Below are 21,755 nucleotides of genomic sequence, written 5' to 3'. Positions count from 1 at the left end.
AATTCTTCCTCAAGAAACGACTGAAAGCTCATCGGCTTGGTAGCAAAGTGTCAGGGTGCGATCCAATACCGGGTCATAGGCCTGCATCTTAAATTTCGGCGTTCGTCTCACGCCGCCAATCGCGCCAAACGTGCCACACAACATGGCACTATTGTCTGGTAATTGTGCTTTGTCGATGAGCTCTGTCAATGGACGAATCGCCGCTAATGTCCCCTCTTGATACAACACCCATCCCTCGCCTTCATCAAGCCAAGACGCCAGTTGGATTTGCTCTAAGTGATCAACAATGTCACCCCAAGGCCAAAGTTCATCACTGATGGGTTTCGAGCACACTTGCTTGGAGTGAGCAACGGAAAACGCTTCGAGCTCTCGGTCGGTATGATCAGAGGCAATGCCAAAAAAGTACTCACCGCCTTGGCGAACCACCACCGGCTCCACTTCTCCTGAGGTGCCCGCACTGAGCACTTGGATAGAATCAGAGGTAGTTAACATCTGCGAACTGACTTGATAAAACAAAGGAACCGTAGATGGTGGTGCTACGCCAAGCTCGGCCAACTCATCGATATGATGCTGCACTGCGGCTTGATCCCGGGCGGTCCACCCCGCAACGATCAAGGTCTTTATTTCTAGATTTTTGTTCATTCCGTTGATTAAAAATTGCATAACACACCTATAAATTATCAGGAAGGTATAAAGAAATGGATGGGAAGGCGATCAGTAACACCACCATCAGCAGCATCACCGCGACATAAGGCAAACTGCCGAGAATAACATCGGTAATTTTTCCGTTTTTACGAGCTGAGTTGACCACATATAAGTTCAAGCCGACCGGCGGGGTAATGAGTGCCATTTCCACTAAGACGATCATTAAAATGCCAAACCAAATTTTGTCGTAGCCCATTTGCACTATGATCGGCACAACGATTGGGATCGTCGCGACCATCAAAGATAAGGTTTCGATAAAGAAACCCAGAACGATGTACATCAAGACAATAATCAACAAAGTAGACAAAGGCGTTAAACCCAAACTTTCAATCGTGGTTTGCAACACTCGACCTATCCCTGCTGCGGTCATGGCAAAGTTAAGCACATAAGCACCTAATACAATCAGCATGATCATCGCGGTAATACGAATGGTGCCTTTTAGCGCCTCAATGAGCATATTGTGGCTGTATTGTCGGTAACTCAAAGCCAACACCAGCGAGAAAATCACCCCCAGTGCGGCGGCCTCGGTCGGCGTTGCCCAGCCAAGATAGATGGAACCGATAATGCAAATGAGCAGCAAAATAATCGGCACTAAATCGGGTAGTGAAGCGAATTTCTCTCCCCATCGGCTGTATTGACGCGGGCCGCCTAACGCGGGCCAAATGGAACAGAGCACAATGGTCACCAGCATGAACATTAACGCCATGGCCAAACCAGGGACAATACCGGCTAAGAACAACTTAGGGATCGAGCTTTCGGTCAAAAAACCATAAACAATCAAATTAATCGACGGCGGAATTAAGATACCCAAGGTCCCGCCTGCGGCAATCGAGCCGGCAAAAAGCTTTTGGTCGTAACCAAGCTTCGCCGCTTGCGGTGTGGCGACCGTCGCCACCGTAGCTGCCGTCGCAACGGATGACCCCGAGGTCGCCGAGAACATGGTCGACGTCGCAATGTTGGCGTGAATTAATCCACCCGGTAACCAAGCCACCCATTTGTTCAGCGCCATGTAGGTGCGCTCAGCGACGCCCGAACGCAATAAGATTTCACCAATCAGTACAAAAAGTGGGATAGCGATTAAGGTGGCATGATTAGACGATGACCAAAGAACTTGTCCCAGCCCTTTCATTAAAGGGAAAAAGCTGTAGAAATGGTCGATGCCAAATGCCAATAAAAACAATACAATACCAACAGGTATCGTCAGGGCTAACAAACCCAGTAACCCGGTTGAGGTAAATAGGATCATACTTCAGACTCCGTTCCAATTACCTTGTCCACTTGCTCAAATCGTTGAGTAAGAAAATAGTAAACGCCTACCAATAACAACACTGTTGAGGACAGGGCGAACCAACACCAACCCAACATCCATATCGTCTGTGGGATCACCAAAGGCACTTCGAGAGCGGTGTTAGACAGCGACTGAGAACGAATGCTTTTTTCAACCACGGTCGTCACTTTTAGCGCCGCATAAATGGCCACAAACGACACGCTGGCCATGGCCGCTAAGTCGAAAAGGCACTTTACCCTTTGTCCAGCGCGGGCACGCAGTAGATCAATTCTGACATGCGCTCGATGCACCAAAGCGTAGCTTATCCCCCAACTGGTGATTGCGGCCATTAAGTAACCAGATAACTCTTCAGAGCCGCTAAAATGTATTCCCAGGGCTCTCAGTACAATTTCCAGGCTAGTCAAACCAACGCCGACTAACAGTGCGATGCCGGCGATGATCGCTACCCCATTGTTGACTCGCTTAACGAGCGTAATAATAGGGCTCATTGACTTATTCCTTGTTGGCGGTTAACCCAACCACTTGACCGACGCTGGCATTCCACTGCTTGGTCCACTTGTCACCGGCGCGTGTAGACCAATCCGGTAACACATTGGCTTCAACCAATTGGCGAGCTTTGTTCTTATCCGCATCACTGGCTTTGACTAAGGTCATGGTGCGCGTATCGCCTTTGCTACACTCGCCATTGCCAGTCAAACACGCAATGTCTTCTTGAACGGATTTTTCGGCATCTTGCCAAGCGGGTTGCTCAAATTGCTCGCTGACTTGGCTTTGTATCAAGGTTTGCTGATCAGGCGACAGCGATTGCCACTTGTCTAGGTTGATTGCCGTGACCACAGGATCCCAACCACCAATCGGCAAATCTAACAAGTACTGACTCACTTCCCACCACCCGGCACTGTAGCCAGAACCGGCGCCGGTCACCGCACAATCAATCACGCCGCGTTGCAAAGCGCCGGGGACTTCACCAAAGCTAATGTTGACACTTTGTGCCCCAAGCGCCTCTAAAAATTTCGCCGTCATACGCCCTGAAGCGCGAATTTTCTTGCCCGCTAAATCGTCTAGGCCTTGGATCTCTGACTTACAAAACACCACCTGAGGCGGATAAGGGGCAATGGCTAACAGCTTGGCATTGAATTGATTTTGGTAAATTTCATCCACCATAGGGCGAGCAGCATCCACAACCGCTTTGAACTCTGACACTGTGGTCGCGGTTAAAGGCACATCGAGCGCTTCCAGGGCCGGTGCATCAGAAACGGCATAATCGGCCACCGTCATCCCGACATCAAACACCCCGTCACCGAGCATGCGAAACACATCACCGCCACCAATGCCCATCTGATCATGAGTCGTCATCTGTACGGCAAATGCATTGTCACTCGCTTTGGGTAGCGTTTCGGTCCAAAAAGGTTGTTCGTACTGTTTGTACAAAGGCAAGCTACTCCAACTGCCCACGACAGCTAAGGTTTCATTGGCCATTAACGAGGAGGAGCCGGCCAATAGCGCGATGGCAACAAGAGTACGGGCCGTAGACGGCAAGGTTGAGGTTGGGAGCACAGTAGTCATACATTGATTCCTTTCAATTGAACGTGTGAGATTTAACCAAGTTGTTTTTACACTTTCAGTGTCGGTGTCACTACCAATAAAGTCAAATCATCATTTTTTTTCTGCTATGATAAATTTAATTTATCACATAGCTCGAAAGAGTTTGGACGCTTCGATGACGTTTGAACAATTAAAAACCTTCAGTCGCGTGGTGCGACTTGGCGGTGTGCGCAAAGCCGCTCTCGAAATGCATTTGACCCAACCTGCGGTATCCGCCCGTTTAACCGCTCTAGAGCAAGAGCTTGGCGTGTTGTTACTCAACCGACAAAAAAGTGGCGTGACACCGACCAAAGAAGGGCTGTTGTTGTTGGCTCACGCTGAAAAAATCGAAGCCAATATCGAACAAATCAGAAAAGATTTGATCCCTAAACAAGAAATTGTTGGCGTGTTAAGAGTGGGCGTTGCCGAGACCATTGCCCGCTCTTGGTTGTCAGAGTTTTTAGCTGAGCTTAGAGAATGCTATCCGAAAGTCATGATCGAGCTCAGTGTCGATGTCTCTCACCACTTGCGAGATCTGTTACAGCACCGGCAGATGGATTTGGTGATCTTGATGGGCCCGCTGCCCGAAGGCAATGTTGAAAACTTATCACTGCCGCCTTTTGAACTGGCGTGGTATTGCGCGGCGAGTGCGTCAATCACCAATCTGAGCGCACAACCGATTATCACTTTCCCAAAGGTTTCGAGACCTTATAAAGAATTGGTCGCTCAATTGCTTGAACGTTATGGCGATCCTGGGCAAATTTTCTCATCCACAACCTTGTCGACCAGTTTGGAAATGGTGTCTGCTGGGATCGGGATTGGGGTGTTACCGGTTTATTTGGCTCAGCCATTAGAGCAAAGTGGTAAATTAAAACGATTTGACCCCGGTTGGAAACTGTCTTCACTGCAATTTACGGCGTCTTATCTCAACGACCCTACCGATCACCTGGTCGCTGAAATTGCCAAAATGGCGCAAAAACAAGCCTATCAATACGCGCTACAACACGATGGGTTATCCTCGGATTGGTGATCAAAGCGAGCACGTGCAAACCAGTTATTCACGCAAAGCAAATTCGCGATTTAGCCGGTCGGTGATGAGCATCTTACCCGGAGCGTGGGTAATACAAAAAGGCGGTTTACTGCGGCGAATGGCGTTTTGTGGTGTCACCCCACAAGCCCAAAACAGCGGGATCTCGTGCGGCTTCATGTCCACCCTATCACCATAGTCAGGGCAATTGAGATCAGCAATGCCGATCAAGCTCGGATCCCCCATATGAATGGGCGCACCGTGCGCTTTGGGAAAACGACTGGTGATTTGAATTGCCTCAATCGCGTCTTTGGCAAGAAATGGACGCATCGACACCACATAGTGACCTTGAAATCGGCCAGCACTTTGGCACGGTAAATGAGTGTTAAACATTGAGACGTTTTTGTTTTGCTCAATGTTGCGCACACTCAGGCCCGACTCGATTAAGGCTTCTTCAAACGAAAAGGAGCAACCCAGCACAAAAGTGACCAGGTCGTCACGCCAGTGCTGCTGTAGATCTGCCACTTCAGCCTGGTATTCGCCGTCTTGGAAAAGGTGGTACTGAGGTACATCGGTCTTAATATTGATATCGTCGCCAAGCGCCTTGATATAGGGATTGCCGGCTTCTCCAACCGCAATCAAGGGGCAAGCCACTGGGTTGCGTTGGCAAAACAACAAAAAGTCTTCGGCCCAATCTTCGGGTAAAATAACCAAATTGGCCTGTAGATACCCTTTCGCCAGGCCACTGGTGGTGCCCTGAAATTGATTACTGCGGATTTTTTGACGCAATTCTAATGCCGTCATACCCTACTCCTTTAGGTTTTATTGGCGTTTCGCTGTTCATGCTACCCTTGCTCAGGCGAATCTATCATACTCAATCAAACAATTATCCGTCCATGTCGGTTCGGTAGCGCCATTGCTGAAAACGAGCGCGTTGCTCACTGCATTGAGCTAAGGTGAGATCTTTAATTTGATGATCGGAGGTGCCATTACGACCGCGTCGGGTATCTAGTGATGCAGTAAAACACAAGGATTGGTCACTGACTGGTCGCAAGGTGCCATCCTTTGCCAGCACAATTTTTTGTCTTGGGTCGTCAGCGCATGGCGCCAAGCTCACCGTGCTGCCTGCCTTGATGTCTTCAACTTGAGCACACACGTCAAATTTAGGCATATAGAGCTGATGTTTTGCCAATAACTCGCTATCAAACATTTGATCGTCACCCAACGCGCCTTTATAGCTGTAACAGGTATGCACTTGTAAACCATCACTTGGCTTAATATTAGGGCCGCCTCCTTTGATATCGAGACAATACCCGTTTAAATAGCCATCCAGGTTATCTTTTAGTACCACTTCAACCTCGGTCGCTTTCACCGACGTTGACAAACACATTACCACTACGCTTAGCGCCGTCACCATTGTGTTATGCATGATCACCTCTCTTGTAATGAACACATTCAATATAAAGACTCTACATAGTGATGTCTATTTTTCGTTCAGGCGTTAATAGCCAAGCTATCAATAGAGCAAATCAATGATAAAACGGTGAATGATAACTTAAAAAAGTGTGACTTTACACAAGGTTATGAGGAGATATCACATTAAAATCACTCCACATTTTCCATAACCGTTTATACTTAAAACAGACCCTTTAGGCTTGAGTTACACAATGAAAGATCACCTCGAATTTAATTTATACCAACAAGTACTCGATATATTACCCACCCCCGTTTTGATCAAAGATCACAGTCTTCGTTACGTCTTTATCAACACAGCATTTGAGCAACTTTTTCAAGTTGAAAGGGAAAATATCATTGGCCATTTAGATTCTGAAGTGTTCAAAGATCGTCAAGTGTCGCAATGTAATGGCGGTGACCTAAGGGTTTTAGCCACAGGTGACATAGATGAAGCGTACGAAAGTGTGTTTAATCGCGAAGGGGAACAAAGAGAAGTCATTACCCGCAAGAATCGATTAGTACTGACGACGGGAGAAGTCTTCTTAGTCGGTACCATACACGACATTACCGAAGTCTCTCAAATTAATCAAAAATTACTCGCCAGCCAAACCAAGCTCAAATATCAGTCTCAACAGCTTGAAATTATGGCCGCAACCGACCCTTTAACCGGTTGCGATAACCGGCGCTGTTTAGAAACAAAATTGCCGTCATTATTTGCGCAAGCTAACAATAACGGCGGGCTATTAGCGCTCGATATTGACCACTTTAAACGCATCAATGATTCATTCGGCCACCAAATGGGGGACGTCGTGCTTAAAACCTTCACCGATATCATTCGTGCACAAATTTCTGAAAAAATCCCATTTATCCGTATGGGGGGCGAAGAGTTTTTACTCGCTTACCCCGGTGCGACATACGAGGAGCTCAGCCATTTAGCGAACACCATTCGCGAACGCGTGGCATCCTACGACCAATGGCCAGTAAACGCGCCCCTTTCTATCACGGTCAGTATTGGTCTGTCACACTCTACACATCAAGAAAATTGGCATCTTGAAAGCTTAATTCATCAAGCAGACGAAGCGCTTTATCAAGCCAAAGATCAAGGTCGCAATCGCGTCATCACCGCACACACGGCAGGCCAATAAAAACCCAATGGCAACCTAGTTGGTTGCCATTGGGGTATGCGCCAATAAAAATTGTCTCTTATTGTTCACTGGGTAAATTTAAAAACGCCGCCCCGCGTACGCCCCCCGAGTCACCAAACTGAGCCGCAACAAATTTTGGCGCTTGGACACCAGGCATGAGCTCTGGCTGAATGTGAGACGCTAATTTGTCAATCAGCCACGTAAAATTGGACAAACCGCCGCCAAACACCACAATATCTGGGTCGAGAATCGTGATGATACTGGCTAGGGATTTTGACAACACAGACATAAAACGGTCTACGTGCTCACACGCTTTGCCCTCGCGCTGTGAAAATCGTGCCACTATCTCTTCTGCGCTCAATTGCTCCTGATAATACGCGTGATAGAGCTTTTCGAAGCCCCGTCCCGATAAATACGCATCCAAACAGCCTTTTTTGCCACAACCGCACTCAAACAGAGGCGGGTTTTCGCCTAACGCCCACCAAGCATCGATCGGCAAACGCGTGTGACCATACTCCCCCGCCATATGATTATGCCCTGAAATAATTTTCCCATGGTGAACGATGCCCGTGCCACACCCCGTGCCGAGAATCACGCCAAGTACGGTGGTCATCCCTTGACTGTGTTCAGCGTGAGATTCAGATAACGCAAAACAATTCGCGTCATTTTCAATTTTGATCGGTCTTAAGAGCAAGGCTTCGAGATCGGGGCCTAAACATTGCCCATTCGCGGCGGGCACATTCACCGTCTGCACCTTCCTGGTGACCGCATCCTCTATGCCGGGAATACCGACACCGATGCTTCCTTGGGTATTAAATTGCTTATCCGCCTCTTGAGCCAGTTGGACGACGGCATTGAGCAGGGCTTGGTAATCCTTGGTTGGCGTGGCCACCCGCTTTTTATGTACCGCTTGTTGTGCTGAATCGAAAACACACAATTCTATTTTGGTGCCGCCGATGTCAAATCCATACAGCATATCTGCTCCTGTTATACTTTGCTAAGTTCAAGTCAAGATAAGGCGCTGACCTAAACTGACGGTCACATATCCGAGTACTCACGACCTCACGATCAAAGAATACTCGGACATCAGATTGTTCAATCGCCTATTGTTTTACCAAGCTTAAACATTCGATGACAAGACCGGGTTTAAACCATTCCAGTTCAACCGTGTATCCACCTGGCTCTAAAGAGACGGTGATCCCTTCAATATCAACCGGCTTTCCTTGGGTACCATTGGTCATCACTGACATCGCATAATGACCGTTAAAACTGACACTGCAAGCCGATTGTGCCAATGCATCCCTTGAATAGACGACCTTAGCCACGATCTTGTATTGACCGGCTTGCTCGACCCGTAAACGGATGCGTTGATGGCTCGACTGAGAACGAGTGACCTCACCTTGGTGGTGATTAATACAAACCTCGGGCGTGAAGTTTGTCTCTTCACTGGCCACAAAGTGCTTGACCGGCTGATAACGAACTAACGGCCTTTGCATGGCTGGGGTTGTCAAAATAAACCGGCAAATGTTGATTGCACTGCGCTGCAGTTCGCCAAGCGTTAACTGCCCTTGCTCTAAGCCACTGAGCGTATTGTCATTCATGGGGTTTTGCTCTGCTCTGTCATTTTCCACCACCATGTAAAGATCGTTTTGCGCTCTGACCATGTGCGCGGTATTGGACAACGCCGCTTCGCCTCCGTCGACCGGATGATTCATTTTCGCCCACCAATCACTCATCACAATACCATCAAATTGCCATTCGTGGCGCAAAATATGGGTGGTTAAGTCGTAATGAGACGCCGACCAATAATGGTTAACTGGGTTGTAAGCCGTCATGATGGATCTCACTTTGCCTTGCTTGACCGCCATCTCAAACGGCTTTAAATGCAACTCACGCAAAGCCCGCTCCGACAATTGGCTTTCCACATCATGACGCTTGGTTTCTTGATCGTTGGCACAGAAGTGTTTGACGGTCGCCGTCACCCCCGCAGAGTCCAGCCCTTGAATTTGCGCAATGGCTATCGCGCCGGTCAAGAAGGGGTCTTCGGAAAAATACTCAAAATTACGACCATTGAGCGGATGTCGGTGCAAGTTGATGCCAGGGCCAAGCAAATTATCGATCTGATACGCCTGCATCTCTTGGCCTAACGCGCGGTAAAGGGCTTGGTTAAGCTCGGGATTCCACGTACAACTTAATAAGGTGCCAATCGGGACCTGTGTGGCTTTATGGCCACTGTCTAGCCGAATACCTGATGGGCCATCACTACAACACACTAATGGTATGCCCAAATCAAATAATGAATCACTCACTCCGCCAAAGGTTGCCGCCGTCCCCGGGGTAACTTTCGGACTGCACATGCCTTCACCGCGAACCAAGGTTGCGAGCTGCTCTTTGCTCATTTGCGCGACAAAGTCAGTCAACTCGGCGTGGCCATCTCGGACATCAGCCAATCGTATCCCCCGCTCGCCAGTGATGCTCAACGCTGGCGGCAACGCCCTTTTAATGCGTTTTTCAAGGCAATATTGCCGAGTCGGGACCGGCTCGTAACGGGCGTTATATGTCCTATCGCTCAGTTCTTCACCTGGTCGCAAACGTTCAAAAGCCACCAGCGGTGCCATCGCCGACTGCTTTTTATCGACCACTAACGTCGATGAAAGTGACCAACAAGACGGCAATAGACTCGCTTGTTTTACGCTGTTACCCAAATAGAACCGATACTCGCCTGCTTCGAGTACCTCACAAAAGCGGTGGCCTGATACCCCACTATCGTCGTACGATGCCAAACTTGACACTGGCACCGATAAAGACAAGCTCTGCTCACCACCAGGGGCAATATTGGCCGTTTTTTGAAAAGCCACTAAAACTCGAGCCGGTTTACCAAGCTGCCCCTGCGGCGCTTGGCAATACAGCTGAACCACTTCTTTACCGGTAAACGTGTCACCATTATTGCGCACGGCAATATCAAAGTGCAGCACCTCATCACGTCCTTGGCCCTCGGTTCTAAAGCCAGACAACTGGGTGGTAAAATCGGTGTAAGACAAACCAAAACCGAATTCAAATTGCACGCGATCAGGGGCAAAGGTTTCAAAATATCGATAGCCAACATAGATATCTTCGCCGTATTGATTCGCCTTGATACCGCCAAAATGCGGGTCGGAGGGGTAGTCACTGAGTTGATAAGCAATGGTGTCGCACAGCTTTGCGCTCGGGCACACTTGACCAGACAGCACATCAGCCAGTGCATGGCCGCCTTCCATACCCGCAGCCCAACTGTACAACACCGCTTTAATGGTTTCGTGGTGAGGAGTACTCGTTAACCAAGACATGTCGATAATATTGGTGACGTTTAATACCACCACGACCTGTTGAAAAAACTGGCAGCACTGGGTCAGTAAGCCTTGCTCGGTGTCGGTTAAAAAATAACTGCCGGCTTTGGCTTGATTGTCTTGATCTTCACCCGCCGTACGCCCTATCACCACGATGGCGACATCCTGCGAATGGCAATAACGGCGCAGTAAATCGCTATCAATGGGCATTTCTTTTTGAAACCACGGCTCGGTCGCCCAACCGCCGCCGCCGTCATCAAACGGGTTTTCAGCCACCCAGTCTTGATATAGCGACGCCAGCGGTTGATTAAGCGTTAGACCAGGCTGTTGGCGAAGGCCGTCAATAATGTTAACCGCATAGGGGACATTAACCGCGCCACCAGAGCCGGTTCCACTGCGATACGTATCTAGTTGGCAGCGGCCAAACACCGACACTCGTTGATCCGGTGAACACGGCAGCACACCATCGGTATTTTTAAGTAACACCATCCCCTCCGCAGCCGCTTGGCGACTGAGCGGAGCTATGGCTTGTTGAGCGAAAAGAAAACGATTTTGTTCCATTTTTTTACCTAATAAATTGTTCGTGTCCGCACCTAGAAAGCGCTTTCTTAATTGGCCTCTATTTCGTCCTTGAGACCCAAAACAGACCGATCAGCGTGCGGCCACTGTCTATAAATTATTGACGGAGCCACGAAGCCGGGATATCAACTTCGATGCGTTCTATATCCCCATTACGAGCAAAGACACGTTCACTCACCTCACGGCTCAGCGGCAGCGAACCATTCTCAATGACCGATGAATCACGAAAATAGAGACGACACTGGCCTTGCCCATTGACACTGAGACGATAAATAAACGGCACTTGGCAATACGTGAAGGCCAAACACCCGGCTGGCAACGCTATGGTTTGTCGTTCGCCATTAAGCGACACGTATTCAAAATCTTGAGGCTGGGTTAAGAATTCACTCACCGGCAACAAACTCGGATTAATGTGTATTCGGCCTTGTATAACCTGAATGCCGAGCTCGTTAAAACGAGTCAGAATTTCTTCTTTGACTTGGCCAGTCATACCGGGTTGTTGCGCCCCTGCCTGTTTAGGGGTGTGAGAGTAAGGGTCGGTAGGAAAGGCACCGTAAGTCGCCGGAGTCTTGTTAAAGCCAATGCCTTCGCGAATGCGATAATAATAATCCGCTAACTGGTGGCACTGGGTACTTTGCGCGTCTTTTGCCCGCGCGGCGAGGTAGTTTTCTTGAACTGCCAAGAGCAATTTCGACACCATGTGCCAGTAAATACACCCTAGGCCCTCATAACCAAACATGGTGCCTGAACGCCCCGTGAACTGACGATGATTAAAGACCGATTCATAACACGCCAACACGGTTTCTCTATCCTCTTGTGTAAGCGCCGGATTGTCTTTTGCCATTTGCTCTAGCATGCGCGCGCAGTCACCGGCATTGGCGAACTCAGGGTTAAAGTGATACTGACCATTGATATCGCGCTCAACCAGTCGAGTATCGCGCTCTTCTACCATTCTCGCTAGCCAAGGCAATGTGTGAATTAGGTCAGCCTCAAGGGTATTTTTCTCCATGAACGTGGCCAATGGACGGTCTGGATACAACATAAAACTCTGTTGATCGGGGCGATACAAGTCGCTGTCAAATAGGCGGTCTAACAACTGCACCGCTTGCTGAGCAGACAAAGCCCCCGAACTCAATACCGCCACTTGCCCTTCTAACATGGGGTATAGTGTCTCGACCGACACGTTTTTTCCCATTGGCTTAATGATGTTGTAAGCGTGGTATAAACCATCGGCGCGCTTATTGTGCGCAATGCTGTTATCGATGACCACTAGGCTGGCATCCAGCAAGCTCAGGATCTCGTCTCGCTCCAGAGCGCGTTGCCCAGAGAAACCATCCGGGTAAACCTTAGCTCGGTAAGTGTGGGCAATGTGTTGTAGTGTTTCGAGAAACTCGCCTCGCTCTGTGTCGTTAAGCGGACGTTGCGCCAATTGGCTCGCAGCCTGGGCAAAGTGGTTTTGCAACGCCAATAGCCATTCGGTCACTTCGGTGGACAGACGCACCTCGGCGGGCAGATTGAGCAACATTTTTTGCATAAATACGACATATCGGCGCAGATAATACAAGGTCACCATCGAGAGGCCATTGCCAACAATGGCATTATTGGCATCGTTCCACTCCGGTCTTTGGGTATTAAGCCAAATGCCACCATCCACCACCAAATTGCTGAGTTTAGACAACAAGGGAACGAGGATTTTTTCCAATAAACTCACCAAGTAGACTTCACCTTGCTCATCTAACAGTAAGCGTCCGTCACTGCCCATACTGGCTACGCGCTGATCGATCTGCGCTTGGCGTTGATGATCAAATTCAATCGTCTCTTTGGGGTTTTGATACAATTGTTCAACACCACACATCCGATACGGAACGTTGGCGTAACTGTAACAAGCATTCATCAATGCCTGCTGTAACCATTCGGGGTGGTATTGATTGGCCAGTTCGAGAAACTTGAGTAAGTAGATGATTTGATGATCGCCCCAATAGCCAATATTGCTCCATGGGTCATCGGCATCCACCACTTCCCAGTCGATACCGTCTTTGCTAATGCGATATGGGTTGTAGCCATCAAACGTCGATGCATTGACAAACTTAGCGATAAAAGAAGCAATAAAATTGGGGTAACTGAGTGCCAGCGCTTCCCAGTTTTGGAAAATATCGCGCCAATTGCCTTGGTAAGACAATAATCGCTCTCCCGCTTTATTGCGCACTTTGATCTCATAATGATTCCACGGCCGGCTTGGGTCGCCATGCCGACGGCCAAACGTTAACGGCAAGTATTCGTAACACAGCCTTTGCAGTTGCTTATCACCGGTGTGTTGCGCTTTTTTAAGTAAAGTGAGTGACGACAACTCATTGGGTAAGTTATCGAGAAAAAGGTGATGTTTTTTCGCCAAGACACGGTTGGTCTGACCGCACCATTGGCGAAAGTCACTTTTTTCGAGATCGTAGTTATGAGCAAAGATCCCGCCGCGCATGGCATTAAACAAGACATTGGCATAGTGGTGAACCGTGGTCGTTTCTTGTGAGGTTAACTGCCAAGCATCGGCCCCAGACATTAACTTTTTAAGCTGGTCGTGATTCTCTTCAATGCTAAGCTCGATTTGCGCGGCTAAATCGGCAGTGGAATGCAGTGTTTGCTCAAGCGCCGCGATATCGCTGTGGGTTTGATCGATCTCGGCCACAATCCACCACTGCTTAGCGTCGCCAGCATCTAATTGACACGATTGAGTCACAAAATACGCCCCGCGTACGCCACGAGTGTGCCGCTCTGCGCTGATCGATTTGCCTTGGCGAAAAGCCTTGAGCTGAGTGCTCGACAGTAACGTCGGACCTTGCTCAACCCCGACAGAGAACACGGTCGTCGCTCTTAATGATTCGGCTGGCTCCGCTTTATCACTTAAAGCCGCGTACATAGAAAATAATGCCAGTGAGCTGTCGTTCACTCGCTCATTCCATTTATAGGCGTCCACCAATGCACTACGCGTTTGCAATGCCGCCAAGGGGGCCCCGGCCGGCAACAGATTTTGAATGCCATCGAGCAGTTCAATCGACAGTGAAGCGTCGCTGAGGTTGCGCAGCGTGGCATGCCGCACAAAGCCAAACGCCTCACTGGTACACCAGCGATAGCAAAAAGACAGGCCTAACGTATGGTTGATTTCTTCGAAGACAATTTGATCGCCCACGGTGTTTTTATACACATGGCGTTCAACACAATAAAGACCATCATGGTGTGGGTTAAAGGGTTCCCAACAACGCCATTGCTGATCTTGTTCGACTTTGATGATGGTTTTTGAACCGGTATTGTCGGCATTTTCGTGAATATGATCGACTGAGCGGTAGGGAAAGAGCGCATTTTCAGGCCGAATTCTCCCCGCTGTCAGTCCTCCCGTCGAGGAAATAAACAACCAGTGATCACTGGCTGACACTAAGCTAATAAAAAACGCGGGCATCTGATCGACGTGGGTAATTTTATAAAAACGATCGCCGTGGAGATCGACAAACTCACCAGATACAGATTGATTGTTATGTTCCATATTACCACCTAAGAAAGCGCTTTCTTAAACGCTTATTTTTTTAGTTATATAACGGCTCTTATCGGCACTTTTGCTAACGAACCTAGTTCAAGCGACACTCTGCCATACTTTGACAAAGTGATTTTTAGACACTTGGCGAAAATCACTTTGCCACTTTGCACTGACTGAGCGTATTTTCTCCGCCGCTTGTGCGTAATTTGGCTGACTTGCCAACAATTGAGAAAATGGCAAATCGGGATCCGGGACGGCGGAAATTAACAGCTTGGTGTAAGGGTGCTGTGGGTTGCTCAATATTTCTTGTGTCTCTCCCCACTCCACAATCTGTCCTCGATACATGACCGCCGTTTCCTCTGCGATGTAATGTGCCGTAGTTAAATCGTGGGTGATATACAAAAAGCCAATGCCCAACTCCCGCTTCATTTTTTGCATCAAATTGAGAATGCTCAAACGAATCGACACATCGAGCATTGAGGTCGGTTCATCGGCCAAGATCATTTTTGACCCAACCGCCAAAGCGCGCGCCAAATTAATTCGCTGCCGCTGGCCTCCACTCAATTGATGAGGGTATTTTTCCAACACTTCGTTCGGCAACTCAACCAAATCCAGCAGCGATTGGATTTTTTCAGAGATAGCGCGATCCCCCATGCCCTTTTGGTGAATTTTTAACGGCCTCATCAGGTGATGATGAATGGTGTGAGTCGGGTTTAGGGAGCCAAACGGGTCTTGAAATACCATCTGCACCTGGCTTCGATAAGCGAGCTCTTGTTTTCGGCCTTTGATATCATTGATATTTTTACCCTGAAATAAAATTTCCCCTTCGGTGGCGGCGTGCACTTTGGTGATCAGTTTGGCACAGGTACTTTTGCCACAGCCCGATTCGCCCACTAAGGCCAAGGTGCGACCGGTATAGAGATTAAAACTCACGCCTTGCAGTGCGTGAAATTGCGCTTTTTTGGCGAGTGGGCCACCGCTTGAAAAGGTTTTTACGACATTATTGAGTGAGATAAAAGGTTGCTGACTCATTGTATTTCCTCCAAAACCTGATCAAGATCGATACTAGAGCGTCTTCCCTGATGAATATTTGGAAAGGAAGCCCATAACTCTTGGGTATAGGGATGTTGTGGGTGATTGCGAACTTGACTCGCCTGATTTACCTCGACTATTTTTCCATGACGCATAACCGCTATGCGATCGCATAATTGACTCATTAAGGCTAAATCGTGGGTAATAAACAACACAGAGAAACCAAATTGTTCTCGCAGTTGATAAATTTGCTGCAGTATTTCTCGTTGTACTACGACATCCAATGCGGTGGTCGGCTCATCCATAATAATGAGCTGTGGGCTGAGCGCGAGCGCAATGGCAATCACCAGACGCTGGCGCATACCACCACTAAATTGATGGGGGTAATCATTCAGGCGCGACTTGGGAATATTAACAATTTCTAATAGTTCTTCAGCTCTGGCTTTGATGTCTTTTTTGGTCACTTGATTGCCCATGTGACGAACAATCACATCTTCAAACTGCTCTCCGACGGTGATCACGGGGTTGAGGGCGTTCATCGCGCTTTGAAATACCATGGCAATGTCGCTCCAACGTATCGCTTGAAGCGCCTGCGGTGACAAAGATAAAAGATCTTGCTGATCAAAGAGGATTTCACCGTGTGAGATCAAAGCCGGTGGTCGATGTAACTGAGTCAGGGCAAACGCAATGGTGCTCTTGCCACACCCTGACTCACCAGCCAAGCCAAAAATTTCGCCTTTACCAATATCAAAACTCACGCTTTTTACCGCTTGAAACGTGCCTTTTTCCGTAATGTAATCGACACACAACTCGCGGACCTTAATCAGCGGTTGAGGATGAAAGGCATTTTGCTCTATAAAACTCATTGTTTTGCTCCTCTTTTCGCGTCAACCGCTTTTTTGCGCAGCGCCCACAATTTCATATGAGATCCGGTCTTGAGTTTAGGATTGCTGATTTGATCGATGGACATGTTAATCAGCGCTAACGCCCCGCCGGTCATCGCCAAGGCCAGCGCCGGTACCAACATTTCCCACCAAGCTCCGGTATAAAGTGATGAAGACGTTTGTGCCCAATACAGCATAGAGCCCCAACTCACTTGTGTGGCATCACCGAGCCCTAAAATCCCCAGGCCGGCTTCAGCGCCCATGGCGTAAATGACCGTACCAAGAAAGCCACCGAACACGATCGACACTAAGTTGGGCAAAATTTCGACTAAAATAATGCGTATTTTCGATTCACCCATCACTTCAGATGCGATAATAAACTCTTTGTTGCGCAGTGCCATGGTTTGCGAGCGAATGACACGCGCCCCCCAAGGCCATGAGGTAATTCCAAGCAGAACGGTGATGACCATCGACCCGACCTGCCCCAAAAAAGCCGCCAACACGATAAGCAATGGCAATTGTGGAAAAACCAAAAACACATTGGTTAGGAAGTTGAGCCACTCATCGGTTTTTCCCCCCAGATAACCGGCGGTAATGCCCACTGCGACGGCGATACCCATCGCAATCAAGCCTGCAAAAAACGCCACAGAAAGGCTTTTTCGCGCGCCGTAAAGCACCTGACTAAACACATCGCGTCCACTGCGCGTGGTGCCCAAGACGTGCTCCGCATTCGGCGCAACATGGGGGCGTCCCGTGCGTTTGTTGGGATCGTATTGAGTGAGTAAAGGCGCCGCTAACGCGCACAGTAAAATCACCGTGATCAATCCACCGCCTATCATGCCGGTGTAATTGCCCTGGAAAAACGCTTTGACCTTAGCGCTGAACAATAGCGCACTGCGCCATCGCGAAGTCGGTTTCATATCGGAGTCACTCGTGTTAGATGATAGTGAAATACTCATATAGGGTTCCTACTTAGAAATTCGAGGATCAAGCCAAACGTACAACAAGTCGGCAATCAGGTTCGCCGTTAACACCGCCGTCACTAAGATAAGTAAAATCGCTTGTATCAATGGGTAATCCCTGGCCATGATCCCTTTGAGCAAAATATTGCCAAGCCCTTGGTAGTTAAACACCACTTCCGTCATGATCGAGCCGGCAAAAGAAAAGCCGATTGCCATGGCAATCGCTGTGGCCACCGGTAGGATTGCGTTGCGTCCGGCGTAGCGAAGCATGACTCGGTAGGAGCTCAACCCTTTGGCTTCGGCCATGGTGACGTAATCTTCACCGAGAACATTGATCATCGCATTGCGCATATTAAACACCCAAGTGGCGATCCCAACGACAATCATTGAGCCCATAGGTAAAATTGCATGTTTGGCCACACTGCCAATAAATTCCCAAGTCAACCCAGGATCAATTTCGGGATCATAAGTGTAGGCCAGGGGTAATAATTCCAACTTCAAGCCAAAAAAGTAGAACAACAATAACGCCGTGACGATATAGGGAAAATTACTTATAAACGCCAGTATCGGCGGAACCCATTGGCCAAATAATCCGTCTCGTCGATACGAGGCATACGTACCAATACTGACCCCAATGATCAGCGACACAATTAACGAGCCCAAGGCAAGAAACAGCGTCCAAGGCAACGCCATGCCAACGACAGTGGTCACATCGATGGGGAACATCAATACCGAGGGACCGAGGTTGAGTGTAAAAACGCTGTGTAGATACGCGATGTATTGTTCAAATAACGAGCCATCGACAAAGCCATACATTTCTCTGACGGCGTCCATCTGCGAAAGATCCATTTTACCCTGGGCCGCAGCGAACATGGCTTCAATCGGATCGCCAGGCATGAGCCTTGGAAGGTAAAAGTTAAACGAGATGGCAATCATAAATGCAGTAAAATAAAAGCCGAGCCTTCTCAAAATAAAGTTCATAATTTGGTTTCCTTTTGCTTTGAGCGCTTTGGTGAACCGCCATATGACAGAGCCAGGTTACATGGCCCGCCAACAAAACCGCACCAAGCGCTCATCACACTCATCATTGCTTAAGGTGCAAATGATTAATAATTAAGTTGCGATTACCACCGTCGTAAAAGCTTGGCTGTACATAAGCATCATCGGCATTAGGCCAACCGACAAAGGTTTTTGTGCTGTATTGAAACCAAGTTGGGTTTGAGAACAAGGGAATAAAAGGCAACTGCTCTGCGGTCATGGTTTGCAATTGAGACAAAATTACAGCTTGCTTTTCTTGATCATTCGTCAGGCCAAAATCGTGAAATAACTTATCGAATTGTTCACCATTGATACCGTGCCCAGCATGCCAACTTTTGCCAATTTGTGAGCGAGCATAATACGCTTGATAAGCTTCTATCGGGTTACTGCCGATCAGTGACCAGTTGATCGACATGGCGTAATCTCCCTCTTTTAAGCTGCGATCGTAAACAGACCAATCCACTGTTTTAATGTTGGCTTTAATCCCTATCTCTTGGTAATACTCCGACACCATCTGAACTACCTGTATCCAGTCGGTCCATCCGTTGACGACATCGATGTCGAACGCTATCGTCTCGCCGTTGGGCAAATCGCGAAACCCATCGCCATCCAAATCTTTATAGCCCGCTTCATCCAACAATTGGTTGGCTTTATCTGGATGATACTCGGTTAAGTAGCGGTATTTTTCACTGATGTTGGTGTCGATGTATTGCTGATAAAACTCACCGATCCCACCGGCATGGTGATTGACGGTTGGGTACCCATAAGCGGCAATATCCACGATCTCTTCTCGATTTAATGCCATCGAAAGGGCTTGCCTAACTCGCACATCATCGAACGGTTTGCGTTTGGTATTAACGTAAAGGTGAATGGCATCATTGGCGGGGTACCAGTAATGATGATGTTTGGGATCCAAAGACACATAAGTGCGATCGACATCGGCAATAAAGTTAGAGCCCCAATCGAGCTCACCTTTCATCAAGGCCGGTTGGACCTGAGAGTTATCGTTGTAAGAGCGATAGGTGATGCAATCGATATAAGGTCGGTTCGGCAAATAATAATGCTCGTTGCGGCAAATTTGCATCTGTTGTGGCTTGATAAATTTTATATTTGTCAGTGGACCACTGCCCACCGGATCAGGGTTAGTAAAGGTTGGCAAGTCTTTGGTTGGGATGGTCTGCCACACCGCTTTTGGCACAATATGATATTTGGCTAAGCTCCACAGAAAGGTAGAATCTGGGCGGTTTAACTTAAAGACCACTCGAGAATCATCCATCGCCTCCACACTGTTGAGTTGGCCAGAGCTCCAAATGGCTTTGACATCAAATGCGGGAACATCCTTGGTTAACTGATAGCTAAACGCAACGTCTTGCGCAGTTAATGGTGATCCATCTGACCAGTGTAAATCAGGTTTTAACCTAATGGTGATTTGTGTTAAATCTTTTGAATACTCGGCCGATTGCGCAAGGCGGTATTCCATCTTGCCGGTCATGTTATTAAAAAACATCAGCGGCTCGTAGAGGACACCATCAAATAAGCCCCCTGCCGTATACGGGTTGTAGTTTTCCACAAAACCGGTATTGATGATGGGCACGGTTAAATTTCCGCCGTGAGGGATCTCAGAGACCTCGGCGACCGCCCCCGTAGAGAAGGCCCCGACAAGCGCGAGTGCAATGTGTGTTTTGTTGTGCATGGCAAACCCTTTTCTCGTTTATATTGGAATGTCAATGTGGTTATTTTTATATCGTTTGTGTAATGTCTGCTAAAAAGAAAGCGCTTTCTTTGTGGTGATATTAGTGACAGGCAAGTACAGAAGCAAGGACAACAAGGGCAAAGCTATAGGTGGATCACATTAATCAATTCACTTGTGTTAACTCGATCAACACGACAGGATGGTTCGTCATTTAATAAAGAAAATCATTAAATTAAAGCGTTGATTTTAATGAATATATTCACATGAGGCGCAATCGTATGAGTTTAAAAATAAAGACGCAAATAAACAACCTCACCAATCTATCCCTTGGTGAGGTTATCTTCGTAAGCTAGGTTTAATCTCTGAGGTGTTCTTTGACTAAGAAAGCGCTTTAACGGAATGACGCTCGATTAACGTAGGCAACAGCATTTTATCGATGCCATCATTGGAACGGCCCATTAAGCTGTTTAGCACGCATTTCGCCCCTTGAATGGCCATGTCTTTGATAGGAAAGTCAATCGTGGTGAGTGGAGGCGACATGTATTGGCTGTAATTATTGTTGTCAAAACCGACAATCGAGATGTCTTCTCCAACGGTTAACCCTCTGTCTTTGCAAACATTATAGGCCATCACGGCGATATTGTCGTTCATGCAAAATAAGGCTGATATTTCGGGGTCGCGATTTAATAACCGCTTTATCGCTTCATCGTTTTCTTGATAATCAAAACGACCTTCAACGACGAGAGAAGCATTGTATTCAATGCCATGCGCAGACAGGGCGTTGCGATACCCTTGCAAGCGTTCGCGACTGTCAACTTTGCTTAATTGCCCGGTCACACAGCCTATTTTCTTATGACCTTTGTTCACCAGGTAATCAACCGCTAAGTAGCCACCGAGTTCATTGTCGATGCGGATACACTTGTCTGCAATTTCTGGAATATAGCGATTGAGTACCACTGTCGCGGGCGATGTTGAGACAATCTCGAGAATGTCGTTATCGCTGAGCATATCGGGGATCAAGACAAAACCATCGACTTTCTTCGCATTCAAAAACTGTATTGAATCTTGCTCCCGCTCATAAGACTCATAACCACTGGTGATGATTAAGTGATAATTTTGCGCGCGGACAATCTCTTCAACGTTGTGCATTAAAGGGCCGTAAAAAGGGCCGTCTAAGGTCCCCACTAGCATCCCGATACTGAACGACTTGTTCGATGCCAACGCTTGAGCGAATGCATTCGGTTTGTAACCTAGCTTTTCTATCGCCGCAAATACTTTTTCTTTGTTACTGGGTTTTACCGACTGATGGCCGTTTAATGCACGAGACACGGTTGACTGAGAAACACCGGCTAATTCTGCAACTTCTTTTATTGTTATCAATGTTTTATCCCTGAGTTGGCTATTCGTCGCTGACATGCATAGCAACCTAAACAAACCTATTGACTGGCGTTATATAAAATATTACCACAAAACCGAAAAGATAAAGATAACCTTAACAATCGCTTAAGTCATAT

17 protein-coding genes are annotated in these 21,755 nt (G+C 47.9%); 2 read left to right on the top strand and 15 right to left on the bottom strand.

The genetic code is table 11. From position 1 onward, the window contains the following. Positions 1-9: 9 nt before the first annotated feature. Genes AB0763_RS15520 through AB0763_RS15505 form a run of 4 tightly spaced genes read right to left on the bottom strand, consistent with a single transcriptional unit; the run spans position 10 to position 3,472 of the window. A complete protein-coding gene (locus tag AB0763_RS15520; RefSeq protein WP_306099345.1) occupies positions 10-663 on the bottom strand; it encodes a DUF2848 domain-containing protein in 654 nt (217 codons plus the stop codon). A 7-nt stretch (positions 664-670) separates the two neighbouring features. Next, the gene (locus tag AB0763_RS15515; protein WP_306099344.1) at positions 671-1,951 is read right to left on the bottom strand and encodes a TRAP transporter large permease; all 1,281 of its coding nucleotides are present in this window, start codon (positions 1,949-1,951) and stop codon (positions 671-673) included. Next, a complete protein-coding gene (locus tag AB0763_RS15510; protein ID WP_306099343.1) occupies positions 1,948-2,481 on the bottom strand; it encodes a TRAP transporter small permease subunit in 534 nt (177 codons plus the stop codon). Before AB0763_RS15510 ends, AB0763_RS15515 begins: the two co-directional genes overlap by 4 nt. A gap of 4 nt (positions 2,482-2,485) precedes the next feature. Then, positions 2,486-3,472: a TRAP transporter substrate-binding protein gene (locus tag AB0763_RS15505; RefSeq protein WP_368644281.1), complete on the bottom strand. Its 987-nt coding sequence runs from the start codon at positions 3,470-3,472 to the stop codon at positions 2,486-2,488. Between the two features lie 241 nt (positions 3,473-3,713). Between AB0763_RS15505 and AB0763_RS15500 the strand changes: the two genes are divergently transcribed. Further along, a complete protein-coding gene (locus tag AB0763_RS15500; protein ID WP_306099341.1) occupies positions 3,714-4,607 on the top strand; it encodes a LysR family transcriptional regulator in 894 nt (297 codons plus the stop codon). 24 nt (positions 4,608-4,631) lie between these two features. On the opposite strand, the gene AB0763_RS15495 is transcribed toward AB0763_RS15500, so the two are convergent. Together AB0763_RS15495 and AB0763_RS15490 are read right to left on the bottom strand one after the other, a co-directional pair. Next, positions 4,632-5,408: a putative hydro-lyase gene (locus AB0763_RS15495; RefSeq protein ID WP_306099340.1), complete on the bottom strand. Its 777-nt coding sequence runs from the start codon at positions 5,406-5,408 to the stop codon at positions 4,632-4,634. Between the two features lie 82 nt (positions 5,409-5,490). Further along, on the bottom strand, positions 5,491-6,033 hold the full coding sequence (locus AB0763_RS15490; protein WP_306099339.1) for a ricin-type beta-trefoil lectin domain protein: 543 nt from the start codon (positions 6,031-6,033) through the stop codon (positions 5,491-5,493). A 238-nt stretch (positions 6,034-6,271) separates the two neighbouring features. Between AB0763_RS15490 and AB0763_RS15485 the strand changes: the two genes are divergently transcribed. Further along, a complete protein-coding gene (locus tag AB0763_RS15485) occupies positions 6,272-7,204 on the top strand; it encodes a GGDEF domain-containing protein (RefSeq protein ID WP_306099338.1) in 933 nt (310 codons plus the stop codon). 58 nt (positions 7,205-7,262) lie between these two features. Here the strand turns inward: AB0763_RS15485 and nagK are convergent, their stop codons facing one another. From nagK to AB0763_RS15440, 9 genes are all read right to left on the bottom strand, one after another. After that, on the bottom strand, positions 7,263-8,180 hold the full coding sequence (nagK, locus tag AB0763_RS15480; protein ID WP_306099337.1) for an N-acetylglucosamine kinase: 918 nt from the start codon (positions 8,178-8,180) through the stop codon (positions 7,263-7,265). A gap of 127 nt (positions 8,181-8,307) precedes the next feature. Further along, positions 8,308-11,091 carry a glycoside hydrolase family 3 N-terminal domain-containing protein gene (locus AB0763_RS15475; protein WP_306099336.1) on the bottom strand — a complete coding sequence of 928 codons (2,784 nt, stop codon included), beginning with the start codon at positions 11,089-11,091 and terminating at the stop codon, positions 8,308-8,310. Between the two features lie 115 nt (positions 11,092-11,206). Then, entirely contained in the window at positions 11,207-14,641 is a 3,435-nt protein-coding gene (locus AB0763_RS15470; RefSeq protein WP_306099335.1) for a hypothetical protein, read from the bottom strand. Between the two features lie 87 nt (positions 14,642-14,728). Beyond that, complete coding sequence (locus AB0763_RS15465) at positions 14,729-15,664, bottom strand: ABC transporter ATP-binding protein (protein ID WP_306099334.1); 936 nt, start codon at positions 15,662-15,664, stop codon at positions 14,729-14,731. After that, positions 15,661-16,530 carry an ABC transporter ATP-binding protein gene (locus AB0763_RS15460; RefSeq protein ID WP_306099333.1) on the bottom strand — a complete coding sequence of 290 codons (870 nt, stop codon included), beginning with the start codon at positions 16,528-16,530 and terminating at the stop codon, positions 15,661-15,663. The genes AB0763_RS15465 and AB0763_RS15460 overlap by 4 nt, the downstream gene beginning before the upstream one ends. Beyond that, positions 16,527-17,468, bottom strand: coding sequence for an ABC transporter permease (locus tag AB0763_RS15455; RefSeq protein ID WP_306099382.1), 942 nt, complete (start codon positions 17,466-17,468; stop codon positions 16,527-16,529). The genes AB0763_RS15460 and AB0763_RS15455 overlap by 4 nt, the downstream gene beginning before the upstream one ends. Positions 17,469-17,516: 48 nt before the next feature. Beyond that, on the bottom strand, positions 17,517-18,491 hold the full coding sequence (locus AB0763_RS15450) for an ABC transporter permease (protein WP_306099332.1): 975 nt from the start codon (positions 18,489-18,491) through the stop codon (positions 17,517-17,519). Positions 18,492-18,594: 103 nt separating this feature from the next. Beyond that, complete coding sequence (locus AB0763_RS15445; RefSeq protein WP_306099331.1) at positions 18,595-20,241, bottom strand: ABC transporter substrate-binding protein; 1,647 nt, start codon at positions 20,239-20,241, stop codon at positions 18,595-18,597. Positions 20,242-20,619: 378 nt separating this feature from the next. Then, positions 20,620-21,657 carry a LacI family DNA-binding transcriptional regulator gene (locus AB0763_RS15440; protein WP_306099330.1) on the bottom strand — a complete coding sequence of 346 codons (1,038 nt, stop codon included), beginning with the start codon at positions 21,655-21,657 and terminating at the stop codon, positions 20,620-20,622. Between the last annotated feature and the right edge of the window lie 98 nt (positions 21,658-21,755).

This window comes from Vibrio sp. HB236076 (assembly GCF_040957575.1).
Lineage (GTDB): Bacteria > Pseudomonadota > Gammaproteobacteria > Enterobacterales > Vibrionaceae > Vibrio.
The sequence above is the reverse complement of the archived record's forward strand: the minus strand, read 5'-3'. Positions and strand labels throughout refer to the sequence as shown.